Source organism: Halothiobacillus sp. (genome assembly GCF_028710545.1).
In the GTDB taxonomy this organism is placed as follows: Bacteria; Pseudomonadota; Gammaproteobacteria; order Halothiobacillales; family Halothiobacillaceae; genus Halothiobacillus.
Genome location: NZ_JAQTTX010000030.1, coordinates 14,452 through 33,448, shown reverse-complemented (window position 1 = coordinate 33,448; position 18,997 = coordinate 14,452). Strand labels below are relative to the sequence as shown.

The following is an 18,997-nucleotide window of genomic DNA, read 5'->3' as shown; positions in this document are numbered from 1 at the left end:
CGGCGTGCAGGCTGGACCCGGCTACCTTGCCAATCCCGTCACCGAACGGATCACCACTGGTCGGCAGAGTTTGCAAAGTGAACACCTTTCGCCCCGCCTGTGAACCGACAGCGATACGGTAAGTGATCGAGTGCCCCAGCAGGGGTGTCATCGGGTCGTCATCCACCGCATCCGAGGCCAGATAGCTGTTTTCGACATCCCGTTCCAGCAGGCCTTGCCGTTCCAGATAGCGACCCACCCGGTGGGCGATGGTGTGCGTCAGCTGGGTGAGCTCTGGGCTGGTCGGCGCCTTGACCCAGCGGAAACGCGCTGAGCCGTGGGATTGCTCGACATACACACCGTCGAGAAACAGCATGTGGAAGTGAACATTCAGATTGAGCGCCGATCCAAAACGCTGGATCAGGGTGACCGCGCCCGTCTTGGCCACTTGGTGGGTATGGCCCGCTTTCTTGACCAGGTGCGTGGCAATGACGCGGTAAACGATGCCCAGCACCCACCCCATGATCTCGGGCCGGCTGGCAAACAGGAAACGCAGCTGAAACGGGAAGCTCAACACCCACTGACGCATGGGTTGTTCAGGCAGTACTTCATCAACCAGCAAGGCGGCACTTTCGGCCATCCGCCGCGCCCCACAGCTCGGGCAGAAACCGCGACGCTTACAGCTGAAAGCGACCAGGTGCTCGGCGTGGCAAGACTCGCAGCGAACCCGTAGAAAGCCATGCTCCAGCCGCCCGCATTGGAGAAATTCTTCAAATTCCCGTTGCACATAGCCCGGCAATTCCTTTCCCTGCTCTGCCATAAGCGCAGCGAATGCCGGGTAATACTCGTCAACGATCTGATAGAGAAGGGTTTGCTCGGGTCGGTGGCTCTGGTAACGACCAGTATCCCGATCCCGGCTGGCCGTCCTGGCCGCCACATGAGGCATGTTCCGCGTCCTTGCAATACTGTGTTTACATACAGTCTATCGCTTAGCGGAAAGTTCTTTTACCCTCAGCCGAAATGCCTGCCGTTGCTAGACATTGCCAGCCAGTGCCCGTCACTCCCACTCGATTGTAAACAAGCACACAAAACCCTTTAGTGACAACAATTTGCAAGAACTATCAGGCTCAGTGCCATGAAAAATACCATGACCAGATCATGAGGTTGAACACGGCTTGCGCCGGCAGCGTTCACGCTCCTGGTCGGCGATCTCGCCCGGCTGCAATGCTAGCTCAGCATCGGTCATGCGCTCCAGCACGTCGCGTAGGCGGATGGTGCAAGGAATGGGCGGCAGCTCGAACTCATAGCCGCCGGCGATCATTTCGGCCGCAATCTCCTCGGTGATGAAAAACGGCTCGTCGTCTTGGTTCGGCTTCTTCATGCCCTTTCCTCCTGGCGCTCATCCTGGCCGACAGCGGCCAGGGCATCGGCTTCCGTCAATGCGTCCTCCACGAACGCGCCGTGCTGCTTCGCTTCGGCCTGGCTGACCTCGGCCCATATCCGTTTCACCTGGGCCGCACTGTACCCGGCCAGCTCGGCGGTCTTGTTGATGCTGTAGCCGGACTTGCGCAGCGCGACAACTTGGGCGCGGCGCTTCGGATCAGCACGGCGGCCCTTGTACCGCCCGGCCTGGCGGGCCAACTCAATGCCTTGGCGCTGGCGTTCGCGCCTGTCCTCGTAGTCGTCGCGGGCCATCTGCAAGGCCAGGCGAAAAAGCATGATCTGCACGGCTTCCAGCACGATCTTGGCGACGCCCTGGGCCTCGGCCGCCAGGTCGGATAGATCGACCACGCCAGGGACGGCCAGGCGTGCGCCTTTGGCCTGTATCGAGGCCACCAGGCGCTCGGCCTCGGGCAAAGGTAGGCGGCTGATGCGGTCGATCTTCTCGGCAATGACCACCTCGCCGGGCTGTAGGTCGCCGATCATGCGCAGCAGCTCAGGCCGGTCGGCGCGTGCGCCGGATGCCTTCTCACGGTAGATGCCGGCGACGTAGTAGCCGGCGGCCTTCGCGGCCGTAGTGATCGCCTCTTGGCGTTCCAAGTCCTGCGCGTCGGTGCTGACGCGCAGATAGACCCGCGCCACCATCGGCGCGGCTACTGGCTTCGTCCTGCGCATACTTGCGGGCTCCTTTGGGCATACTCAAATGCACCCATCTTAAACTGGCAGGCCAATTTATCACATATCGATCTAAATGCGCCTAGCTCATTTTTACAGCTTAAATGAGCTATTGAGCACACTCCATATTTCGACTATTATTGAAACATGGAAACGATAAATGCTGTAGCCGCCCTGGCGGCCATCGCTCAAGAATCGCGCCTCGCGGTGTTCCGGCTTCTCGTCCAGGCCGGCCCCGCCGGCATGGCCGCCGGAAAAATCAGCGAAGCGGCCGGCATCCCGCCGTCTTCGCTATCCTTCCACCTGAAAGAGCTGGCACACGCCGGCATGGTCACGTCGCGGCAAGAAGGCCGATTTGTGATCTACGAGGCGAACTTTTCGACGGCCACTAACCTGGTGGCCTTTCTCACGGAAAACTGCTGCGGCGGCCAGGTGTGCAACCTGTCTTGCACCACGGAAGCCGGGAAGGTGTTGGCATGAGACTTCGCCATCTTTCCGACCCCGATTCTTTGCCCGCTTTGGACAAATCCTTTGCCATCGAGCGCCCGGCGCTCGGGCTGGCACCCGACGCCCCGCCGGTGCGTATCCTGCTGCTGTATGGCTCGCTGCGCGCCCGCTCGTTCTCACGGCTGGCCGTCGAGGAAGCGGCCCGGCTGCTGCAATTCTTTGGCGCAGAAACACGCATCTTCGACCCGTCCGATTTGCCGTTGCCCGATCAAGTGCAAAGCGACGATCACCCGGCCGTCAAGGAGCTGCGCGCCCTGTCCGAGTGGTCAGAGGGACAAGTCTGGTGCAGCCCGGAACGCCACGGTCAGATTACCAGTGTCATGAAGGCGCAGATTGACCATCTGCCGCTTGAAATGGCCGGCATCCGGCCGACCCAAGGCCGCACCCTGGCCGTGATGCAGGTATCCGGCGGCTCGCAGAGCTTCAACGCCGTGAACACCTTGCGTCTGCTCGGCCGCTGGATGCGAATGTTCACCATTCCGAACCAGTCGAGTATCGCCAAAGCGTTCCAAGAGTTCGACGCGGCGGGCCGCATGAAGCCCTCGCCGTACTACGACCGAATAGCCGATGTGATGGAAGAACTGGTGCGCTTCACGGCGCTGGTACGGCCGCACCGTGAAGCACTGACAGACCGCTATTCCGAACGGAAAGCGGCCGGCCACGTCATCGACGAGGCCACCGATCTTTCATCCATCGCCATTGCTCCCCAGCCACTACCAGAAAGCGAAACATCATGACCGAAAGAATCTATAACGTCCTCATCCTCTGCACCGGCAATTCGGCGCGCAGCATCATGGCCGAAGCTCTCATCAACACGATGGGGCAAGGGCGCTTCCGCGCCTACAGCGCCGGCAGTCACCCAACCGGCAAGGTCAATCCCTTCGCCGTCGAAAAGGTGGAGTCGGTGAATTACCCGACCGAGAATCTGCGCAGCAAGAGCTGGGACGAGTACGCCACGCCCGACGCACCGAAGATGGACTTCATCATCACCGTCTGCGACAACGCCGCCGGCGAAATGTGTCCGGTGTGGCCTGGTCAGCCGATCTCGGCGCATTGGGGATTTGAAGACCCGGCCGCCGTCGAAGGCACTGACGCCGAGAAGCGCCGGGCCTTCGAACAAACCTTCCGGCACATGATGAACCGCGTCCGCCTGTTCGTGAATCTGCCTCTCAAAATGCTTGACCAGACGGCCATCAAGCGCGAGCTGGCGAACATCGGCAAGACCGAGCAGGAAGCATGAGCGCCGGCGCACAGGCCATCGCCGCGAAGCCGCGCCAGGCCCCGATGAGCGGCTTCGAGCGTTACCTGACGCTGTGGGTGGCCCTGTGCATCGTCGCCGGTGTTGCGCTCGGCCAGGGCCTTCCTGACGTGTTCCAGGCCATAGGCCGCATGGAAGTGGCCCAGGTCAATTTGCCGGTGGGCCTGCTGATTTGGGTAATGATCGTCCCGATGCTGGTCAAGATCGACTTCGGGGCGCTGCACCAGGTCAAAGAGCATTGGCGCGGCATCGGCGTCACGCTGTTCGTGAATTGGGCCGTCAAGCCATTCTCGATGGCCCTGCTGGGGTGGCTGTTCATCCGACAAGTGTTCGCTCCGTTCCTGCCGGCCGATCAACTGGACAGCTACATCGCGGGCTTGATCTTGCTGGCCGCCGCGCCCTGCACGGCAATGGTGTTCGTGTGGAGCCGCCTTACCAACGGCGACCCGCTTTTCACGCTCTCGCAAGTGGCTCTGAACGACGCCATCATGATCGTGGCCTTCGCGCCCATCGTCGGCCTGCTGCTGGGCATGTCCTCGATCTCGGTGCCTTGGGACACGCTGCTGATTTCGGTCGTGCTCTACATCATCGTGCCGGTGATCCTGGCGCAGCTCTTGCGGCGGCATCTGCTCAAGCAAGGACAGGCCGCCTTTGAACGGGCCATGCAGAAGATCGGGCCGTGGTCGATGGCCGCGCTGCTGCTGACGTTGGTTCTACTGTTCGCCTTCCAGGGCGAGGCCATCATCCGGCAGCCGTTAGTGATCGCCATGCTAGCCGTGCCGATCTTGATTCAAGTGTTCTTCAATTCCGGGTTAGCCTACTGGCTGAACAAGCGGGCGGGGGAAAAGCACTCTGTCGCCTGTCCTTCGGCCCTGATCGGTGCCAGCAACTTCTTCGAGCTGGCCGTGGCGGCCGCCATCAGCTTGTTCGGTCTGCACTCCGGCGCTGCATTGGCAACCGTGGTCGGCGTCCTGGTCGAAGTGCCGGTGATGCTGCTGGTCGTGCGCGTGGTGAATCGCTCGAAGAGCTGGTACGAACGAGGTTGAACATGAGTAGGAAAAAACTGAGGAAATGATTGCAGATTGCCGCGCCGGCCGCTTCCTGGCGCATTCGATCACTGACCTGGAACACCTAGTATCCATGCTTGCTGAGGTCGCCCGATGACAGACCCAAAGAACCTAGAGAACAGGCTGCATGAGAAGGCCGACCCGGCCCGCGCCGTTTCCACTGGTCGGGTGCGCTACACACTGGCCGAACTACTGGCCGACGCGGAAGCATCCGGGGCTTACCCGCTGCCGCCGGAGGAACGCGAATGGATGGATGCGCCGTCTGTGGGTCGGGAATGGCCAAACAGTGAAGATTGAAAAAGGCGGCCAGTTCGAGTGGCCGCCCTTTCGTCATTAGCTGCACGCTTGGCGCAAGGCGTTCATTGCTTCTTGAAAATCAGCCTGTGTCGCCCGGCCCGTTTCAGCTTGGTAGTACACCACCATAAAAGCATTAGCGACGGCTTCGGCCAATGGCCCAAGGCTCCGCGCTTCCGCTTGGTTGATGTACTCCAAAGAAGAAAGAATAGCCGCTGCTTGATGCACTGCTTGCCCTGGTTCGATAATATGTTGTGTTGTCATAATTCACCTCTCCAGTAGGTGTTGATTGAAAGTGCCGGGCTGGTTGTGGCCAGCCCGGTGCGCCTACAGGTACAGCCCCGCCGCCTCCGCGAATGCTGACCGCTCATTCCTGCCGCCATTAACCTCAATACTTATCGGCTTAGTTTCGCTCTCTCTCATAGGGTCTGGCCGTGATACAAAAGCGGCTGTTTCTGTCTCTGCATCGACCTCGGTCGATTGATCACCCAGCGGCGAAATAAATACCTGGCTGACTTCTTCCCTTGGCGCTTCATCCAGGGCCGCCAATGCGGCCATGTATGTTGATGTCGTCATCGTGCTAACTCCTGACTTCGTTACTATCTGGGCCAGAATCGGCGCCCAAGCTATTGCCCTCGAACTGGCCAGATTGGCTTGCTTCTTTCGGCTCCATGCTTTCGCGTATCGAAGCAGCCAGTTTTCCGCCTGTGGTTTCGCTCACTCGCTCCTGGAATCCCTGCTTCACTTGAGAGCCGACACCCTTGGCTAACTCGGAGGCCGTGCCTGTGGCCAGCTTCGCGGCCTTGGCAAAGCCGCCACCGCTTGAGCTACTGCCGCTGTCACCAAAGCCAGCCGCTTGGGCGAATGGGCTACTGCCAGCAGTACCCGCTTCACCACCACCGTTTCCGCCACTGCTGACAACTGACCCCATGCTGGACATGTCACCGCCGGTTTCCATACTCGCTGATGCTTTCTGAAAAGCCGCTTGGAGTGCACTTGCACCTCCGGCTGCACCGGCTGCGGCACCCATAACCGCTTTACCTGCCAGGGCAGCGCCGCCAGTTGCCATACTGGCCGCCGTCACCGCCGCCCCAACTGCCGCACCCGCACCGAAGTTTCCAATTCCACCGGCTGCGCCAATACCACCACCAGACACAAGACCAGAAATCATCGGCGGAACTTTGTTGACCAAGAAAAGCAAGATGACCGATATAACCAACATCACGGCCAGTTCCTGGGATGCCATGTTCTCGCTGATTTGCGTGTAGTAGTGATTGATGAACTCTTTGCCAATCGCAACCAGAAGCACCATTGCCATAAGCTGTGCGGCCAGGCCCAGCACGGTCTTGTAGTAATTGATCGCCATGTCGGAAGTCCAACGACTTCCACCAAAGCCAAGGAAGAACACACCGGCATACAACAGAATCCAGGCTGATGCGAGCAACAGCAACAGGTTGACCGCAATCAACGCCAGGACAAACAAAACAGCCAGGGCCATTAGCTCCATGACCAGAGCAGTTGCCATCTGCCGCCATCCCAGCTCCGAGGTGGCCTGTACTGTGCGGTTGTATAACTCGAAACCAAGATCAAGGATGCTGGAGGGCCCAAGATTGCTATTGGAAAGTCCCCCCGCCTGCGCGCCCAGAGTTTGCAATGACTGAACAATCGTACCGGCGATATTCATGCCCTGGTTCGCATTCGTCAGCAACCACCAGAAAAAGCCGGTGAAGATCGTGAAGCGAACGAACTCCGCGAAGAACTCGCCAATGTCGGCCTTGCGCAAAGCCATCATGCCGAATGTCCAGACCATCGAAATCACAACCAGCGTCCAGAACAAACGCGATGCAGCGGACTCAATAGCTGGCCCCCATGTTGCGGCAGCATCATGAAAACGCTTGAGCACATCATTCATAACACCGCTGCTACTTAGCTCCTGCGCCATTGCAGGTTCAGCCAGCACCATTGTGGCGACCATCATCAAGCCACCTAGAGCAATTTTCTTTCTCATGGCGACCACCTCAATAATCATCTTTAGGGCTGGGCTTGAACTCCCACTGACGCATCTGCTTGGCCTTCTGGAATGCTCTGCATTCCTCGGTAAAGGCCTCTCGGTTCGCTTCGCTGCGCATTTCATTCAGTGCTGCCTGGAACGCATCGGGGGCACACGTCGCCGCATTTGGTTCGGGCATCCTTTCCTGTTCACATCCAGCCAACAACAGCAACGTAGCCGCGGTAGTAAAAAAGATTTTTTTCATCTCACCGCCTCCCTAGTAGTTGTCTGCCGGACTCGGGCGAAACGTCCAGGTACGCATTTGCTCGGCCCTGGCATCACCTCGCGCCTCGGCATCGAGTTCTGCTGCAATCCGGGCTGCCTCCGCGTTGTGTTGGGCGGTCAACATGGTGCGAATCTGCAAGAGCTGATTGGCCTGCTGGCTGGCGAGCTGGTTGGCGTAGCCGATGGCCTGTAGCTGGCCAGTTGCACCCTGGGCCGCGCCTTGCAGCCGCTCCAGGGTACGGGCGTCATCCTTCAAAGCCTTTTGCTGGTCGGCAACGGTCTGGAACAGGGCATCGTTGGCCTTCTTTTGCGACTCTGACGCCAGGCGGCGGTTCTCTTCCATCGCTGCCTTTTCGGCCGGCGTGCATCCGCCGCTGCCGTTGAAGCATGGCGAGCTGCGGTAATAGGCCACGTCCTGAAACTTGGCCAGGTAACGATCCAGGCTGCCTAGCTGGTTCTCGTAATAGGCCAGCGTGTTTTGCGCGGCAATCAGCCGGTTGATCGTAGTCTGCGCCTGATCCCAGATATACGCGGCTGGGGCCATCGTGTTCTGGAGCTGATTTTCGTACTGCTGCAACTGGGTCTGGTACTGCTCAATCTGCTTGAGCGTCTGCGCCACCGACTCGATGGCCGTCATGATGTTCTGGGCCAGGTTGCCGCCGTCGATGACGGGGATACCAGCTTGCACAGGGGCGGTGGTAGTGGTGATAAAGCCGGTTGCGAGTGCAACGGCTAGAGCGGTTTTTTTAGCCGCTAAAATTTTGGACTTCATGGTCGTACTCCGTCGATGAAAAGAAGGCATTGCCTTGACCAAGCGTTGTGCTTGTTCTCGGCAACGTTTCATCGAAGAGCTACGCCACTAGCTGATCGGTATTGCCCTTGGCGCTGAGGCCCGGACTTACAAACGTAAAACTACTCTGTTTTTTTATCGCTTTCGGACAAGCCAACTTCCCGGCCAATCTCTTCAAGCTCTAGCGGCTGTACTGCCGCCGTCAGTATTTCGCGTATTTCCGCGTCGGTGCTCCTATCGTTGAGCGCTGCTCGAACTTTCAACGCACGGTGCACCTCGGCGGGTAAATTCCTGATAAGCACATTTGCCATATCAATACCCTTTTGGTGTACCCGACAACCATGCTATCAAAGATATTAAAAATAGCAAGACCTATACTCTTGCAACCGGCGGTAGCCGATCAGCCCCGCAGGGCAGGATTCCCGTTGAGTGCCCCCGGCGCGAATAAGGGACAGTGAAGATAGATAACCGGCTTGCCGGTTAGCTAACTTCACCCATCCTGCCCGCATTTCACCCACTATTGAAAATCTAGCGCATATCGAACGTAAAGCGTTTTATCGTCAAACAAACACCGATTCTTGGCAACATAACCGTAATCGTCACCAAATCGGCCTGCAATCGACATAGTCGCTTCAAAATCGCTGCTCAATCGGCTTTAAATCGGAACCTAAAATGCCAACAATCGACACAAACCATTCGCCCCGATGGGGCGAGTTGGACGCCAAAAAAGAAGGGCATAACCCGCCCCTCAAGTGTCAATGAACACAAGAAATTTGCCTCCCCTCCCGTCATACCACTAAGGCGACGTATTGATACTTGAGGGGCAACCTTTCCTGATGTTGACACCTTCACGCAGGTTACTGGTTATGGGCGTCCAACACACACGGCTCATTCCTGCTTGGTAATAATAAGAATAATAATCTTCTTATTATTCTTACCGAACGAATGGGCACTGCTTAGCCATTTCACGTTTCGAGCCAAGGTTTCAGTACAGATAACTACAAGTGCACACAGCGGCCCTCCAGCACCGTTAGACGCAGATTCTGCTTCAGCTCATGGAATAAGGGACTCCGGGTTGTTTTCCCCTCTCACAAGGCGTTTCAGCGGCCACTGAAGCCGCCTTCTCTTCTTGGCGTTAAACCATCGGCCTATGGCCGATTGATAAAGCCCGCCAGGGCTTTATTGGCAAGGTCAGAACGCGCCCTCAAGGCGCGAGCTGCACCGCGCATGATGGATTATCTTTAGATAATCTTGGATGGATTTCCCAAACTGCCCGCAAAGCAGCGCACCGTCTGGGTTTTCCAAATTGGGACGGGGAACGTTACGACGGCAGAAGGGGAGCGTTACGACGGTAACAAGGGAACGTTACGACGGTAAACGGGTGCAGTTGCCGTGGGGCCAGGCCTCTTGATCTCCCATTTTCCCTTGGCGTATTCGTTCACTACCCAACCCACGGCGGCAAGTTCGGCCAGTGCCTTCCGGGCAGTCTGACGGCGTTTTTTCATAGCTTCGGCATTGGCTTCATCTGGCCAGACATAGCCGCAAAGCGTGTCCAGTTCCACGCGCCCGGATTTGCCGGGGTCGATCCAGCCGCATAGCCGTTGGTGCATCAGCCGTGCCGGATCAGTCTGTAGCACCCGCACTTCCGCCATGTCGATACGGGCATATGGACGATGCCCCAGGATCGCTTCGGCAATACGCGGATTCAGGGCAACCCATAGCCTGCCGTCCGTCTCGTCAAAAGCATGACTCATCAGGTGGAACGCGGCTTGCCGCCGTCCCTTCGTCACAAGGATGGTGACGTTCGACATGCGCAGCAGGCTGGCTTTGAGCGCCTTGATGTTGTCGCCGCTATCCGTCATGCCCGTTTCTGAGAGCAGTTTGGTCAGGCTCTCACGAACCACCAAGCCGTCTTGCTCAATGGCTTCGAAACGGGGTTCAAGGAATAGCCGTAGCTGTCGCCCCGTCTCACTGGTCGGTTCCGGGGTTAGCAAGATGCCGTTCGGGCCGCCAAGGGCCACGATGCCTTGCAAAAGACGCATATCATCGGCCCCGAGAGGTTCGAATCCGACGAAACGCATGGATTCGTCCTCGCCAAAGGTGTAGGTCACGTCCAGCTTGCAGCGTTTGCGATCGCCACGCTTGAGGCTGCGGAACAGGCCAGGTGCCAAACAGTGCGCGGGATCATGTCGGACGTGGGTCAGGTCATGCTTAGGCTTCTTCACGCTGTCTCCTTTTCACCTTGCACTGCCGCTCCAGTACAGCAGGCTTCAACACGCCGCCGTCGTGCCGTCTAAACCAGAGTTCTTGAAAAGGTGCGCCATAGTTGGCCTTGCTGACGCCAAAGCGGACAAAATACCCACGCTGACAATCATCGACCCCCAGTATCTCGGCCTCGCCTTGCGTCATGCCGGATAGGTACGATTGCCAACGGATGTTATCAACCAGTACGGACGATCCACGACTGGCCTGCTGTTGATCGCCCGACCCCATCATGGCTGCGCTTTTACTCGCGTGGTGCAGAAACACAATGGAGCAGCCTGTATCAGCGGCTATGGCCTCCATGTGCCCAACAACCTGCGCCATCGGCCCGCTAGCGTTCTCCTCCTCAATGTGGAAGCGCCGCAAAGTGTCCAAGATCATCAAGCGACGACCTTCAGCGGCTCGTTTGAGAGCATCGAACCAGCTAGCAGCCATGATGTTTGGGCATTTACCGATCAAGGGTTCAATGAGCAAACCATCAGCCACGGCTTGCCGTTCCGCTGCGCTGAGGTGTGCCCCAAGGGCGTGCAGACGATGGTGAATAGCGGCCGGTGGATCTTCAGCAGGCAGATAGACCACTTGCCCGGTGGGAAACTCGCCTATTTCAAGTAAATCAGGCCCGCCTGCAATCTGTGCAGCCAATTGAAGGGCCAACATGGATTTACCAGCCCCACCAGGCGACACAAGAGCACCAACAGTGCCAGCAACCATATTAGGCAGAACATAATCAATGGGTGGCGGCAATTCCGTGAAAGCCGCCATAAGATCAAGAGCCATATAACTAGCCCTCTATAGGGCCAGGTCGCGCAGCTTGATCACCCGATGATTTACGTGCCTCAATCCACTCTTCGACCTCTGACAAATCCCAGGCGACATTTCTACTGGTTAACGCGATACGGCGTGGAAAATCCCCTCGCTGCTCCAGGTTATAAATTGTTCGTGTCGAAAGCGGGATCATCTCCAGGAGCTTCTTCCTGTTGATGAGGGTCTTTATATTTTGCATGGGTCAATACCTCTCAAATGAATAGTTGCTATTCATCGAGTAGCTGCGCGAAGCAGCTAATCGGTAATTGACCTGCCCGATGCCAATGGCGGCCTTATTTATAAATTCACGGCATCAACTTCAATGCTATCAAAGATAGCAAAAACATCAACCCTTACTGCCTCCCGAAGTCCACTCATCAATCATATCGGCCCAATCCTGCAACATCGCCGCCCGCTGCTCGCGGTACTCAGCCTTGTTGTAGACAGCCCTCACGCCCTTCTGCTCGTGCGCCAGGCACTTCTCGATCCAGTCGGTGTTGTAGCCGGCCTCATGCAACAGCGTGCTGGCTGTGCGCCGCAAATCATGCGGTCCGAACTTGGTAAGTGACTTCCCATCTTTCTGCGCCGCCTTGTAAGTCAGCGTCAGCACCTGGTTAAGTGTGGCAGCGCTCATCGGCGCATCCGAGTCGTACCGTGATGGCAAAACGAAGTCGGAACCACCGGCAAAGGTTTTCATGGCAATGAAAATATCCAGAGCCTGCTGGGACAGAAATACCAGGTGCGGGTTACGGCGTTTCATCCGCTCCTTTGGAATCGTCCACAACGCTTCGCTGAAATTGATCTCGCTCCAGGTCGCATTGGTCAGCTCGCTCTTGCGCACCATCGTCAGCAATAACAGCTTGGCCGCCGCACGGTTTGTTGGGCTTGTGCCCACTCGCTCCATGTACTGGTACATCAGCCCAATTTCTTCTGGCGTCAACGCTCGGTCACGTGGCTCGAATCGAGCGATGCTTGTTGGGCGCACCAGTTCTGCCGGGTTTTCGACCTTCTGCCCACGCTCGATGGCCCAGCGAAATACCTGCAACACGATTTCACGCACATGAACGGCGGTGGCCGGTGCGCCTCGCTCAACAATGGCATCAGCCAGCGCCCGCAAGTCTTCGTGGGTGATCTCCACCAGCTTCTGATTGCTGAATTTCGGCTTCAGCTCACGCTCATAAACCGAGCGGCGCATATCGCGGGTGGAGTCGGCCATCTGGTAGCCACGCAGCCACTTCTCCGCCCAGGCACCGAACGTCTCTGCATCTTTCACCCGCGCCTTGTCTCGGGCTTTCTCCTTGGCCGGCGACTTGCCCGCCGCAACCATCTTCTTGGCGTCACCCAACAGCTCGCGGGCTTCGGCCAGGGTGATGCCACCGACACCATAACGCCCAAAGGTGATGGTCTCCTGCCGACCGTTGATTGAGTAGTTGTAACGGAACGAGATGGAGCCGGCTGGAGTCACTGCCACATAGAGACCTTCCCGGTCATTCACTTTGTAGAGTTTGTCCCTGGGCTTGAGATTGCGCAGCTTGGTATCGGTCAGCATGTACCTTGTCCTTCTTCGTCTCCGATACCATGCTGAAAAAATCTCGAATTTATCGTATTTTTTCTTACGAAACAGTAACTTATAGAATATTAATACCATGAACACACAAAAGAACGCAGCATGGTATCGGCATCAATCATGGCATCGCCAAACCATAATACCAGCTTTAATGCCATGCTCAAACGGTGCTTGGCGCTTCCTCCCGTTGCCAGATCGTGCCAAACACAAACAAAAAAAAGCCCGCAATTACGCGGGCTTAGCGGCATTTCATGCCATCAGGTGCCTGGCTGTGCCAGACGCGGAATCATTCCCACTCAATGGTTCCCGGCGGTTTGCCGGTCACGTCATACACGACGCGGGAAATGCCATCGATTTCATTGACGATCCGCAAAGAAACGCGCTCAAGGAATTCATACGGCAGGTGTGCCCAGCGGGCGGTCATGAAGTCGATGGTTTCCACCGCGCGCATGGCCACGACGTAATCGTACTTGCGGCCGTCGCCCATCACGCCGACAGATTTGACCGGCAGGAAAACCACGAAGGCCTGCGAAACTTTGTCGTATAAATCCGCGGCGCGCAGTTCTTCGATAAAAATGGCGTCGGCGCGGCGCAACAGGTCGGCGTAGGGCTTTTTCACTTCACCCAGGATGCGCACGCCAAGGCCCGGGCCCGGGAATGGATGACGGTAGACCATCTCGCTCGGCAGGCCAAGCTCGACGCCGATCTTGCGCACTTCGTCCTTGAACAGCTCGCGTAGCGGTTCGAGCAGCTTCAGGCGCATATGGGCAGGCAAACCGCCCACGTTGTGGTGCGACTTGATGACGTGCGCCTTGCCGGTCTTGGAACCGGCCGATTCGATTACGTCGGGATAAATCGTGCCTTGTGCCAGCCAAGCCGCATTTTTATGCAGGTTGGCCTGTTCTTCGAAGATCTCGACAAAGATGCCGCCAATGATTTTGCGTTTTTCCTCTGGATCGGCTACGCCTTCCAGCGCGGCAAGAAAGCGCGCCTCGGCATCAACACGGATCACGCGCACACCCATGTGCTGGGCAAAGGTGTTCATGACCTGATCACCTTCGTTCAGGCGCAACAGGCCGTTATCGACAAAGATGCAAGTGAGCTGGTCGCCGATTGCCTTGTGCAGCAATGCGGCCACGACGGAGGAATCGACCCCGCCGGAGAGCCCCAGAATCACCTCATCGTCGCCGATCTGCTCGCGGATACGGGTGAGCATGTCGTCGATGATGTTGTCGGGTTTCCACAGGCCGTGCGTTTGGCAGATCTGGCGCACGAATCGCTCCAGAATGCGATGCCCCTGGCGGGTATGCGTGACTTCGGGGTGGAACTGAACGCCATAAAACCGACGTGTTTCATCGGCCATGCCGGCAATCGGCGCGTTATCGGTCGAAGCCATGAGTTTGAAGCCAGGCGGTAACTCAATGACATGATCGCCATGGCTCATCCAGACATCCAGCATGCCGAAGCCTTCCGGCGTGACGCTGTCTTCGATGTCTTTGAGCAACGCCGTGTGGCCCCGCGCACGCACTTGAGCGTAGCCGAACTCGCGGTGATCGGCATTTTCGACCACGCCACCGAGTTGCGCCGCCATGGTTTGCATGCCGTAACAGATACCCAGCACCGGCACGCCCAATTCAAACACAGCCTGTGGCGCGGCGGGTGGAGTCGCTTCGATGACCGATTCCGGCCCCCCGGAGAGGATGATGCCTTGCGGTGCAAAGCTGCGCACGAACGCATCGTCCACTTCCCAGGAATGAATTTCGCAGTACACACCGCACTCGCGCACACGACGGGCGATGAGTTGGGTGTATTGCGAACCGAAATCCAGAATCAGGATACGTTCGGCATGAATATCGGCGGCAGGTGAAGTCATTCGTCTGTTTCCATAAAGCAGACAGCGGCCAAGCGGCCGCTGCGGTTCAAATTGTGATCATATCGGCCAAATCAATCGACGCGGTAATTCGGGCTTTCCTTGGTAATGGCCACATCGTGCACGTGCGATTCACGTATGCCCGCACTGGTGATCCGTACGAATTGCGGGATAGTACGCATGGTTGTGATGTCACGGGCGCCCACATAACCCATCGATGATCGCAAACCGCCCAGCATCTGATGCACAATCGCCACCAGTGAACCCTTGTACGGTACCCGACCCTCGATCCCTTCGGGCACCAGCTTTTCAACCGCCGATTCGCCCTGAAAATAGCGATCGCTGGAACCTTGCTGCATGGCTCCCAGTGAACCCATGCCCCGATACGCCTTGTACGAACGGCCTTGGAACAATTCCACTTCGCCCGGCGCCTCTTCCGTACCGGCCAGCATGCTGCCCACCATGACCGTGTTGGCACCGGCAGCAATCGCTTTGGCAAAGTCCCCGGAGAAACGAACACCACCGTCGGCAATCAACGGTACACCGGTTCCTTTCAGCGCTTCTGCCACATTGGAAATGGCGGTGATTTGCGGCACACCGACGCCCGCAATAATGCGCGTGGTGCAAATGGACCCGGGACCGATCCCGACCTTGACGGCATCGGCACCGGCAGCGACCAGATCAAGCGCCGCTGCGCCTGTTGCAATGTTACCGCCAATCACGTCGACTTGAGGATAGGTTTTCTTGACCCAGGCAACGCGATCCAGCACGCCCTGACTATGGCCATGAGCCGTATCGACGACCAGCACGTCCACGCCCGCAGCCACCAATGCCGCTACCCGCTCTTCGGTATCGCCACCAGTACCGACAGCGGCACCGGCAAGCAGACGCCCCTGGGAGTCCTTGGACGCATTGGGGTAATCGGTCGATTTCTGGATGTCCTTGACGGTAATCATGCCGCGCAATTCAAAACGGTCATTCACAACCAGCACTTTTTCGATGCGGAACTTGTGCAGCAAGGCCTGAACTTCTTCGCGGCTGGCGCCTTCCTTGACTGTTACCAGACTGTCCTGCTGCGTCATGATCTTGTTGACCGGCTGATCCAGATTGCGCTCGAAACGCAGATCGCGGCTGGTGACGATGCCAACCAGATCCTTGCCATCCACGACCGGTACACCACTGATGCGGTGATCGCGCGTGATCTTGAGTACATCGCGAATGCTCATATCCGGCGGAACCGTAATGGGATCCTTGATGACGCCGGATTCGTACTTTTTCACTTGTCGCACGTGATCGGCCTGCATCGCGATCGACATGTTCTTGTGAATAATGCCGATACCACCTTCCTGCGCCAGCGCAATCGCCAGACGCGCTTCGGTCACGGTATCCATGGCTGCAGACACAAGCGGCACGTTCAGCCAGACATTGCGTGTCAGTTGGGCTTTGAGTGAGACTTCTCGCGGCAAAACAGTGGAATGCGCGGGGACGAGCAGAACATCATCGAAGGTCAGGCCTTCATCGACTATACGCATCATAAAGATCTCTTACGGTAATGAAAATTTTGCCAATTATAAGGATGGATGGTTAGCGGGTAAACTCAAACCCGCTGAGATAGTAGCCAGAGTCGCAACTCTAAGCTAAAGTTCCCTTTGCACCGATAAGGGCACCAAAGGAATCCACCAGGAGAAATCTAGAATGAAAAAAACTCAGAAATTAGCCACCGCAGTGACAGCAGCCGCCCTCTTTGTCGGCATCAGTGCCGCCAATGCAGCCAGCATGGCCGACTATGAAAAAGCCAAGGCCGCTGCCATGGCGGAAATCAAGAAAGTTGAAGCCGAAGGTATTGCGCCTTGGAATCCCAAGCCAAAACTGCCGGTATTGAAGCACAGCGACGATCTGGCAGCCAAAGGCGACTTTGAAGGCGCGATCAAGTACGCCGATTACGTCGCCAGCCTGCAACCCATTGCAGTCAAAGAATGGAAAAGCCAGCCTAATCCGGGGCCATACAAGCCCTCGCGTTAAGATCGTTTCAGAACGATCGCTTTAAGCGCGACACGTTAATCAAAGCCGGGCGCCAAGCTCGGCTTTTTTTACGTCTTGATTACAATGCCGTACCCCGAACCCTCGTCTCAGGCTGGTTATTTTTTAAATCCAATCGTGATCTGTACAGAGCGCTTGTCAGCCACGGTAAAGGAACGCTTGATGGTCTGCCCATCATGGGTCGCTTCGACCTGATAATGTCCTACCGGTAGCTGAACGAACATCTGCGGCCCGTCTGACTTCGCCTCAAGGATTGGCGTGCCCTTAGCGTCACTGATCCGCACAGGGACATCGGCAATGAATTCACCGCCCGGCACAACCGCAAAGGTCAAATGGGTGTTGAATTCACGCGCATGGGCCGCCAACCATGCCCGCTCTTCGATACCGATTCCGCCGGAAACAAAATGCACACCACCCTGAACCTGTGGTGTCAAAGCGCCCGAGGCGACTTCAGCTGGCGTCAGCGAACCGATTGTGGGTTCTTCGGAGGCAGTCGGCCCCGCAGCCCAAACCATCGGGGCGCAGATCAAGGCACCTGCAATAACCAAGAAATGTAAACGATTCATGTTCATAGCCAAGCTCCTTTTCCAAGATTGGGAACGTTAGGCCACAACGACAAACAAAAAGTTTCGTGCCCGATCTCTTAAAAAAAGGCAGCAGGGAAAATCCCGGACAAAATCAACAGAGCCGCCAGAGCAAAAATCCCGGCCAGCAGATCATCCACCATGATGCCCAGACCACCGGATACATGGCGATCGAGCCAGCTGATCGGCCAGGGTTTGATCACATCGAACACGCGAAAAGCAAGAAAACCCCAAAGCAGGTTGAGCGGTGTGACCGGAATCAGGATGAACGGAATCAACACACCGACAATCTCATCGAACACGATACCGCCATGATCGTGCACACCGAGCTTTTCACTGGCTCTGCCGCAAAGAAACACACCGATGGGTGTGAGCAGAAAGACAGCGGCTGCCGTCAGATATCCCGCTGGCACGGCCAGACTGGCAGCAAGCATGCCGATGAGCCATGCCAGGGCGACACCCGGCAATGTCCCGAACGTGCCCGGTGCCTTTGGCGCCAAACCGCTGCCGAACCCGAAGGCAAGCCACAATACAGGATCGCGCCACACGCGACGGGCAAGATGAGGAATCGGCGGATTTTTCAGATGTGAACTCATGACTTAATCCAAATCTACCGGCGCAAAGTGATCGAACCCGTGCACGTGTACTGACATGTCATGCCCCTCGACATCCAGTACACGAAGGCGCTTATCTTCGGTGATTCGCCCGATCACCGTGGCGGAAATACCCAGTGTGCCCCATTGTTCGGGCGGAAGTGTAAACAGCAATTCGTAGTCATCTCCCGCCGTCAAAGGCAGATGGCGTTGTGTCGGGTCGGCGGCAAACCATGCGCGGGCGGCGGGTGAAATGGGCAGGCGATCGGTCTCAACAACAGCGCCCACATGACTGGCGCTCAACACATGCCCCAAGTCCTGCAACAAACCATCGGAGATATCGATGGCGGCATGGGCCACCTCGGCAAGCCGCCTTCCCTCATCGACACGGGGCGTGGGGCGATTCAGGCGCATCTGCAAAAAGTCGATGTCCTCAGGATTCAAGGATGCGGGCATGGATTCAGGATGCTGAATCGAACGCAGGCCCAGACCCGCATCGCCGATCGTCCCGGTGACGGCAATCAGGTCTCCGGGGCGTGCGCCCGAGCGCGTGAGCATTCGATCCGGTCGGGCGCTGCCCATGATCGTAACCGCCAGTGTACGAACCGGGCTCTTGACCGTATCGCCACCAACCAGGCAAATTCCATAGTGCTCGGCCAGGGCATAGAACCCTTGGGCAAACGGTTCCAGCCAGTCCGGTTCGATCGTTGGCAAAGCCAACCCCAGCGTCACGCCCAAAGGACGCGCGCCCATCGCGGCCAGATCGGAAAGATTTACCGCCATGGCCTTGTAACCCACATCGAAGGCGGCCGTCGATTCGGGGAAATGCCGCCCGTCTACCAGAAGGTCGGTACTGACCAGCAAGCGCTCCCCTTCAGGCACCCGCAATGCGGCGCAGTCGTCCCCCACGCCCAACACCACCGCTGCATCCGTACACGGGCGGGAAAAGTAGCGTGCGATGAGTTCAAACTCAGTCATGGAGGCTGGCCAAG

23 protein-coding genes and 1 pseudogene are annotated in these 18,997 nt (G+C 57.4%); 6 read left to right on the top strand and 18 right to left on the bottom strand.

Going from position 1 to position 18,997, the window contains the following annotated elements; genetic code table 11:
• From PHD44_RS07645 to PHD44_RS07635, 3 genes and pseudogenes are all read right to left on the bottom strand, one after another.
• Positions 1–925, bottom strand: a pseudogene (locus tag PHD44_RS07645) (IS91-like element ISVsa3 family transposase); the annotation flags it as partial.
• 210 nt (positions 926–1,135) lie between these two features.
• A complete protein-coding gene (locus PHD44_RS07640; protein ID WP_000743213.1) occupies positions 1,136–1,360 on the bottom strand; it encodes a hypothetical protein in 225 nt (74 codons plus the stop codon).
• On the bottom strand, positions 1,357–2,094 hold the full coding sequence (locus PHD44_RS07635) for a recombinase family protein (protein ID WP_001366550.1): 738 nt from the start codon (positions 2,092–2,094) through the stop codon (positions 1,357–1,359). The genes PHD44_RS07640 and PHD44_RS07635 overlap by 4 nt, the downstream gene beginning before the upstream one ends.
• 147 nt (positions 2,095–2,241) lie before the next feature.
• Between PHD44_RS07635 and PHD44_RS07630 the strand changes: the two genes are divergently transcribed.
• The 5 genes from PHD44_RS07630 to PHD44_RS07610 all read left to right on the top strand — a co-directional run bounded on the left by PHD44_RS07630 (position 2,242) and on the right by PHD44_RS07610 (position 5,223).
• Positions 2,242–2,574, top strand: a complete 333-nt coding sequence (locus tag PHD44_RS07630) for a helix-turn-helix transcriptional regulator (RefSeq protein ID WP_000447876.1) — start codon at positions 2,242–2,244, stop codon at positions 2,572–2,574.
• Positions 2,571–3,338, top strand: coding sequence for an arsenical resistance protein ArsH (gene arsH / locus PHD44_RS07625; RefSeq protein WP_001239389.1), 768 nt, complete (start codon positions 2,571–2,573; stop codon positions 3,336–3,338). Before PHD44_RS07630 ends, arsH begins: the two co-directional genes overlap by 4 nt.
• Positions 3,335–3,841: an arsenate reductase ArsC gene (locus PHD44_RS07620; protein ID WP_000140066.1), complete on the top strand. Its 507-nt coding sequence runs from the start codon at positions 3,335–3,337 to the stop codon at positions 3,839–3,841. Before arsH ends, PHD44_RS07620 begins: the two co-directional genes overlap by 4 nt.
• Positions 3,838–4,905, top strand: coding sequence for an ACR3 family arsenite efflux transporter (arsB, locus tag PHD44_RS07615; protein ID WP_001272375.1), 1,068 nt, complete (start codon positions 3,838–3,840; stop codon positions 4,903–4,905). Before PHD44_RS07620 ends, arsB begins: the two co-directional genes overlap by 4 nt.
• 114 nt (positions 4,906–5,019) lie before the next feature.
• Positions 5,020–5,223: a hypothetical protein gene (locus tag PHD44_RS07610; protein ID WP_000131871.1), complete on the top strand. Its 204-nt coding sequence runs from the start codon at positions 5,020–5,022 to the stop codon at positions 5,221–5,223.
• A gap of 36 nt (positions 5,224–5,259) precedes the next feature.
• Here the strand turns inward: PHD44_RS07610 and PHD44_RS07605 are convergent, their stop codons facing one another.
• The 12 genes from PHD44_RS07605 to guaB form a co-directional block, all read right to left on the bottom strand.
• A complete protein-coding gene (locus PHD44_RS07605) occupies positions 5,260–5,484 on the bottom strand; it encodes a type I toxin-antitoxin system ptaRNA1 family toxin (RefSeq protein WP_000211355.1) in 225 nt (74 codons plus the stop codon).
• Positions 5,485–5,547: 63 nt separating this feature from the next.
• A complete protein-coding gene (locus PHD44_RS07600; protein ID WP_000213809.1) occupies positions 5,548–5,796 on the bottom strand; it encodes a hypothetical protein in 249 nt (82 codons plus the stop codon).
• A gap of 4 nt (positions 5,797–5,800) precedes the next feature.
• Positions 5,801–7,228 (bottom strand): P-type conjugative transfer protein TrbL, encoded by a 1,428-nt coding sequence (gene trbL, locus PHD44_RS07595; RefSeq protein WP_001405816.1) that lies wholly within the window; start codon positions 7,226–7,228, stop codon positions 5,801–5,803.
• 10 nt (positions 7,229–7,238) lie between these two features.
• The gene (gene trbK, locus PHD44_RS07590; RefSeq protein ID WP_000718002.1) at positions 7,239–7,475 is read right to left on the bottom strand and encodes an entry exclusion lipoprotein TrbK; all 237 of its coding nucleotides are present in this window, start codon (positions 7,473–7,475) and stop codon (positions 7,239–7,241) included.
• Between the two features lie 12 nt (positions 7,476–7,487).
• Positions 7,488–8,267: a P-type conjugative transfer protein TrbJ gene (gene trbJ, locus PHD44_RS07585; RefSeq protein ID WP_000836966.1), complete on the bottom strand. Its 780-nt coding sequence runs from the start codon at positions 8,265–8,267 to the stop codon at positions 7,488–7,490.
• Positions 8,268–8,407: 140 nt separating this feature from the next.
• On the bottom strand, positions 8,408–8,596 hold the full coding sequence (locus PHD44_RS07580; protein WP_000024442.1) for a stabilization protein: 189 nt from the start codon (positions 8,594–8,596) through the stop codon (positions 8,408–8,410).
• A gap of 1,032 nt (positions 8,597–9,628) precedes the next feature.
• The gene (gene repC / locus PHD44_RS07575) at positions 9,629–10,510 is read right to left on the bottom strand and encodes a replication protein C, IncQ-type (RefSeq protein ID WP_000743064.1); all 882 of its coding nucleotides are present in this window, start codon (positions 10,508–10,510) and stop codon (positions 9,629–9,631) included.
• Positions 10,497–11,324, bottom strand: a complete 828-nt coding sequence (locus tag PHD44_RS07570) for a helicase RepA family protein (RefSeq protein WP_001162384.1) — start codon at positions 11,322–11,324, stop codon at positions 10,497–10,499. The genes repC and PHD44_RS07570 overlap by 14 nt, the downstream gene beginning before the upstream one ends.
• 4 nt (positions 11,325–11,328) lie before the next feature.
• On the bottom strand, positions 11,329–11,550 hold the full coding sequence (locus PHD44_RS07565) for an AlpA family transcriptional regulator (protein ID WP_001179606.1): 222 nt from the start codon (positions 11,548–11,550) through the stop codon (positions 11,329–11,331).
• Positions 11,551–11,697: 147 nt separating this feature from the next.
• Positions 11,698–12,900: a site-specific integrase gene (locus PHD44_RS07560; RefSeq protein WP_000954590.1), complete on the bottom strand. Its 1,203-nt coding sequence runs from the start codon at positions 12,898–12,900 to the stop codon at positions 11,698–11,700.
• Positions 12,901–13,204: 304 nt separating this feature from the next.
• The gene (gene guaA, locus PHD44_RS07555) at positions 13,205–14,791 is read right to left on the bottom strand and encodes a glutamine-hydrolyzing GMP synthase (protein ID WP_300189908.1); all 1,587 of its coding nucleotides are present in this window, start codon (positions 14,789–14,791) and stop codon (positions 13,205–13,207) included.
• A 71-nt stretch (positions 14,792–14,862) separates the two neighbouring features.
• Entirely contained in the window at positions 14,863–16,320 is a 1,458-nt protein-coding gene (guaB, locus tag PHD44_RS07550) for an IMP dehydrogenase (RefSeq protein ID WP_300189933.1), read from the bottom strand.
• A gap of 163 nt (positions 16,321–16,483) precedes the next feature.
• On the opposite strand from guaB, the gene PHD44_RS07545 reads away from it, so the two are divergent.
• Positions 16,484–16,810, top strand: a complete 327-nt coding sequence (locus PHD44_RS07545; RefSeq protein WP_300189905.1) for a hypothetical protein — start codon at positions 16,484–16,486, stop codon at positions 16,808–16,810.
• Positions 16,811–16,926: 116 nt separating this feature from the next.
• On the opposite strand, the gene PHD44_RS07540 is transcribed toward PHD44_RS07545, so the two are convergent.
• The 3 genes from PHD44_RS07540 to thiL all read right to left on the bottom strand — a co-directional run bounded on the left by PHD44_RS07540 (position 16,927) and on the right by thiL (position 18,983).
• On the bottom strand, positions 16,927–17,400 hold the full coding sequence (locus tag PHD44_RS07540; protein ID WP_300189902.1) for a hypothetical protein: 474 nt from the start codon (positions 17,398–17,400) through the stop codon (positions 16,927–16,929).
• Positions 17,401–17,471: 71 nt separating this feature from the next.
• On the bottom strand, positions 17,472–18,008 hold the full coding sequence (locus PHD44_RS07535) for a phosphatidylglycerophosphatase A (protein WP_300189899.1): 537 nt from the start codon (positions 18,006–18,008) through the stop codon (positions 17,472–17,474).
• Between the two features lie 3 nt (positions 18,009–18,011).
• Positions 18,012–18,983, bottom strand: coding sequence for a thiamine-phosphate kinase (gene thiL / locus PHD44_RS07530; RefSeq protein ID WP_300189896.1), 972 nt, complete (start codon positions 18,981–18,983; stop codon positions 18,012–18,014).
• Positions 18,984–18,997: the final 14 nt, after the last annotated feature.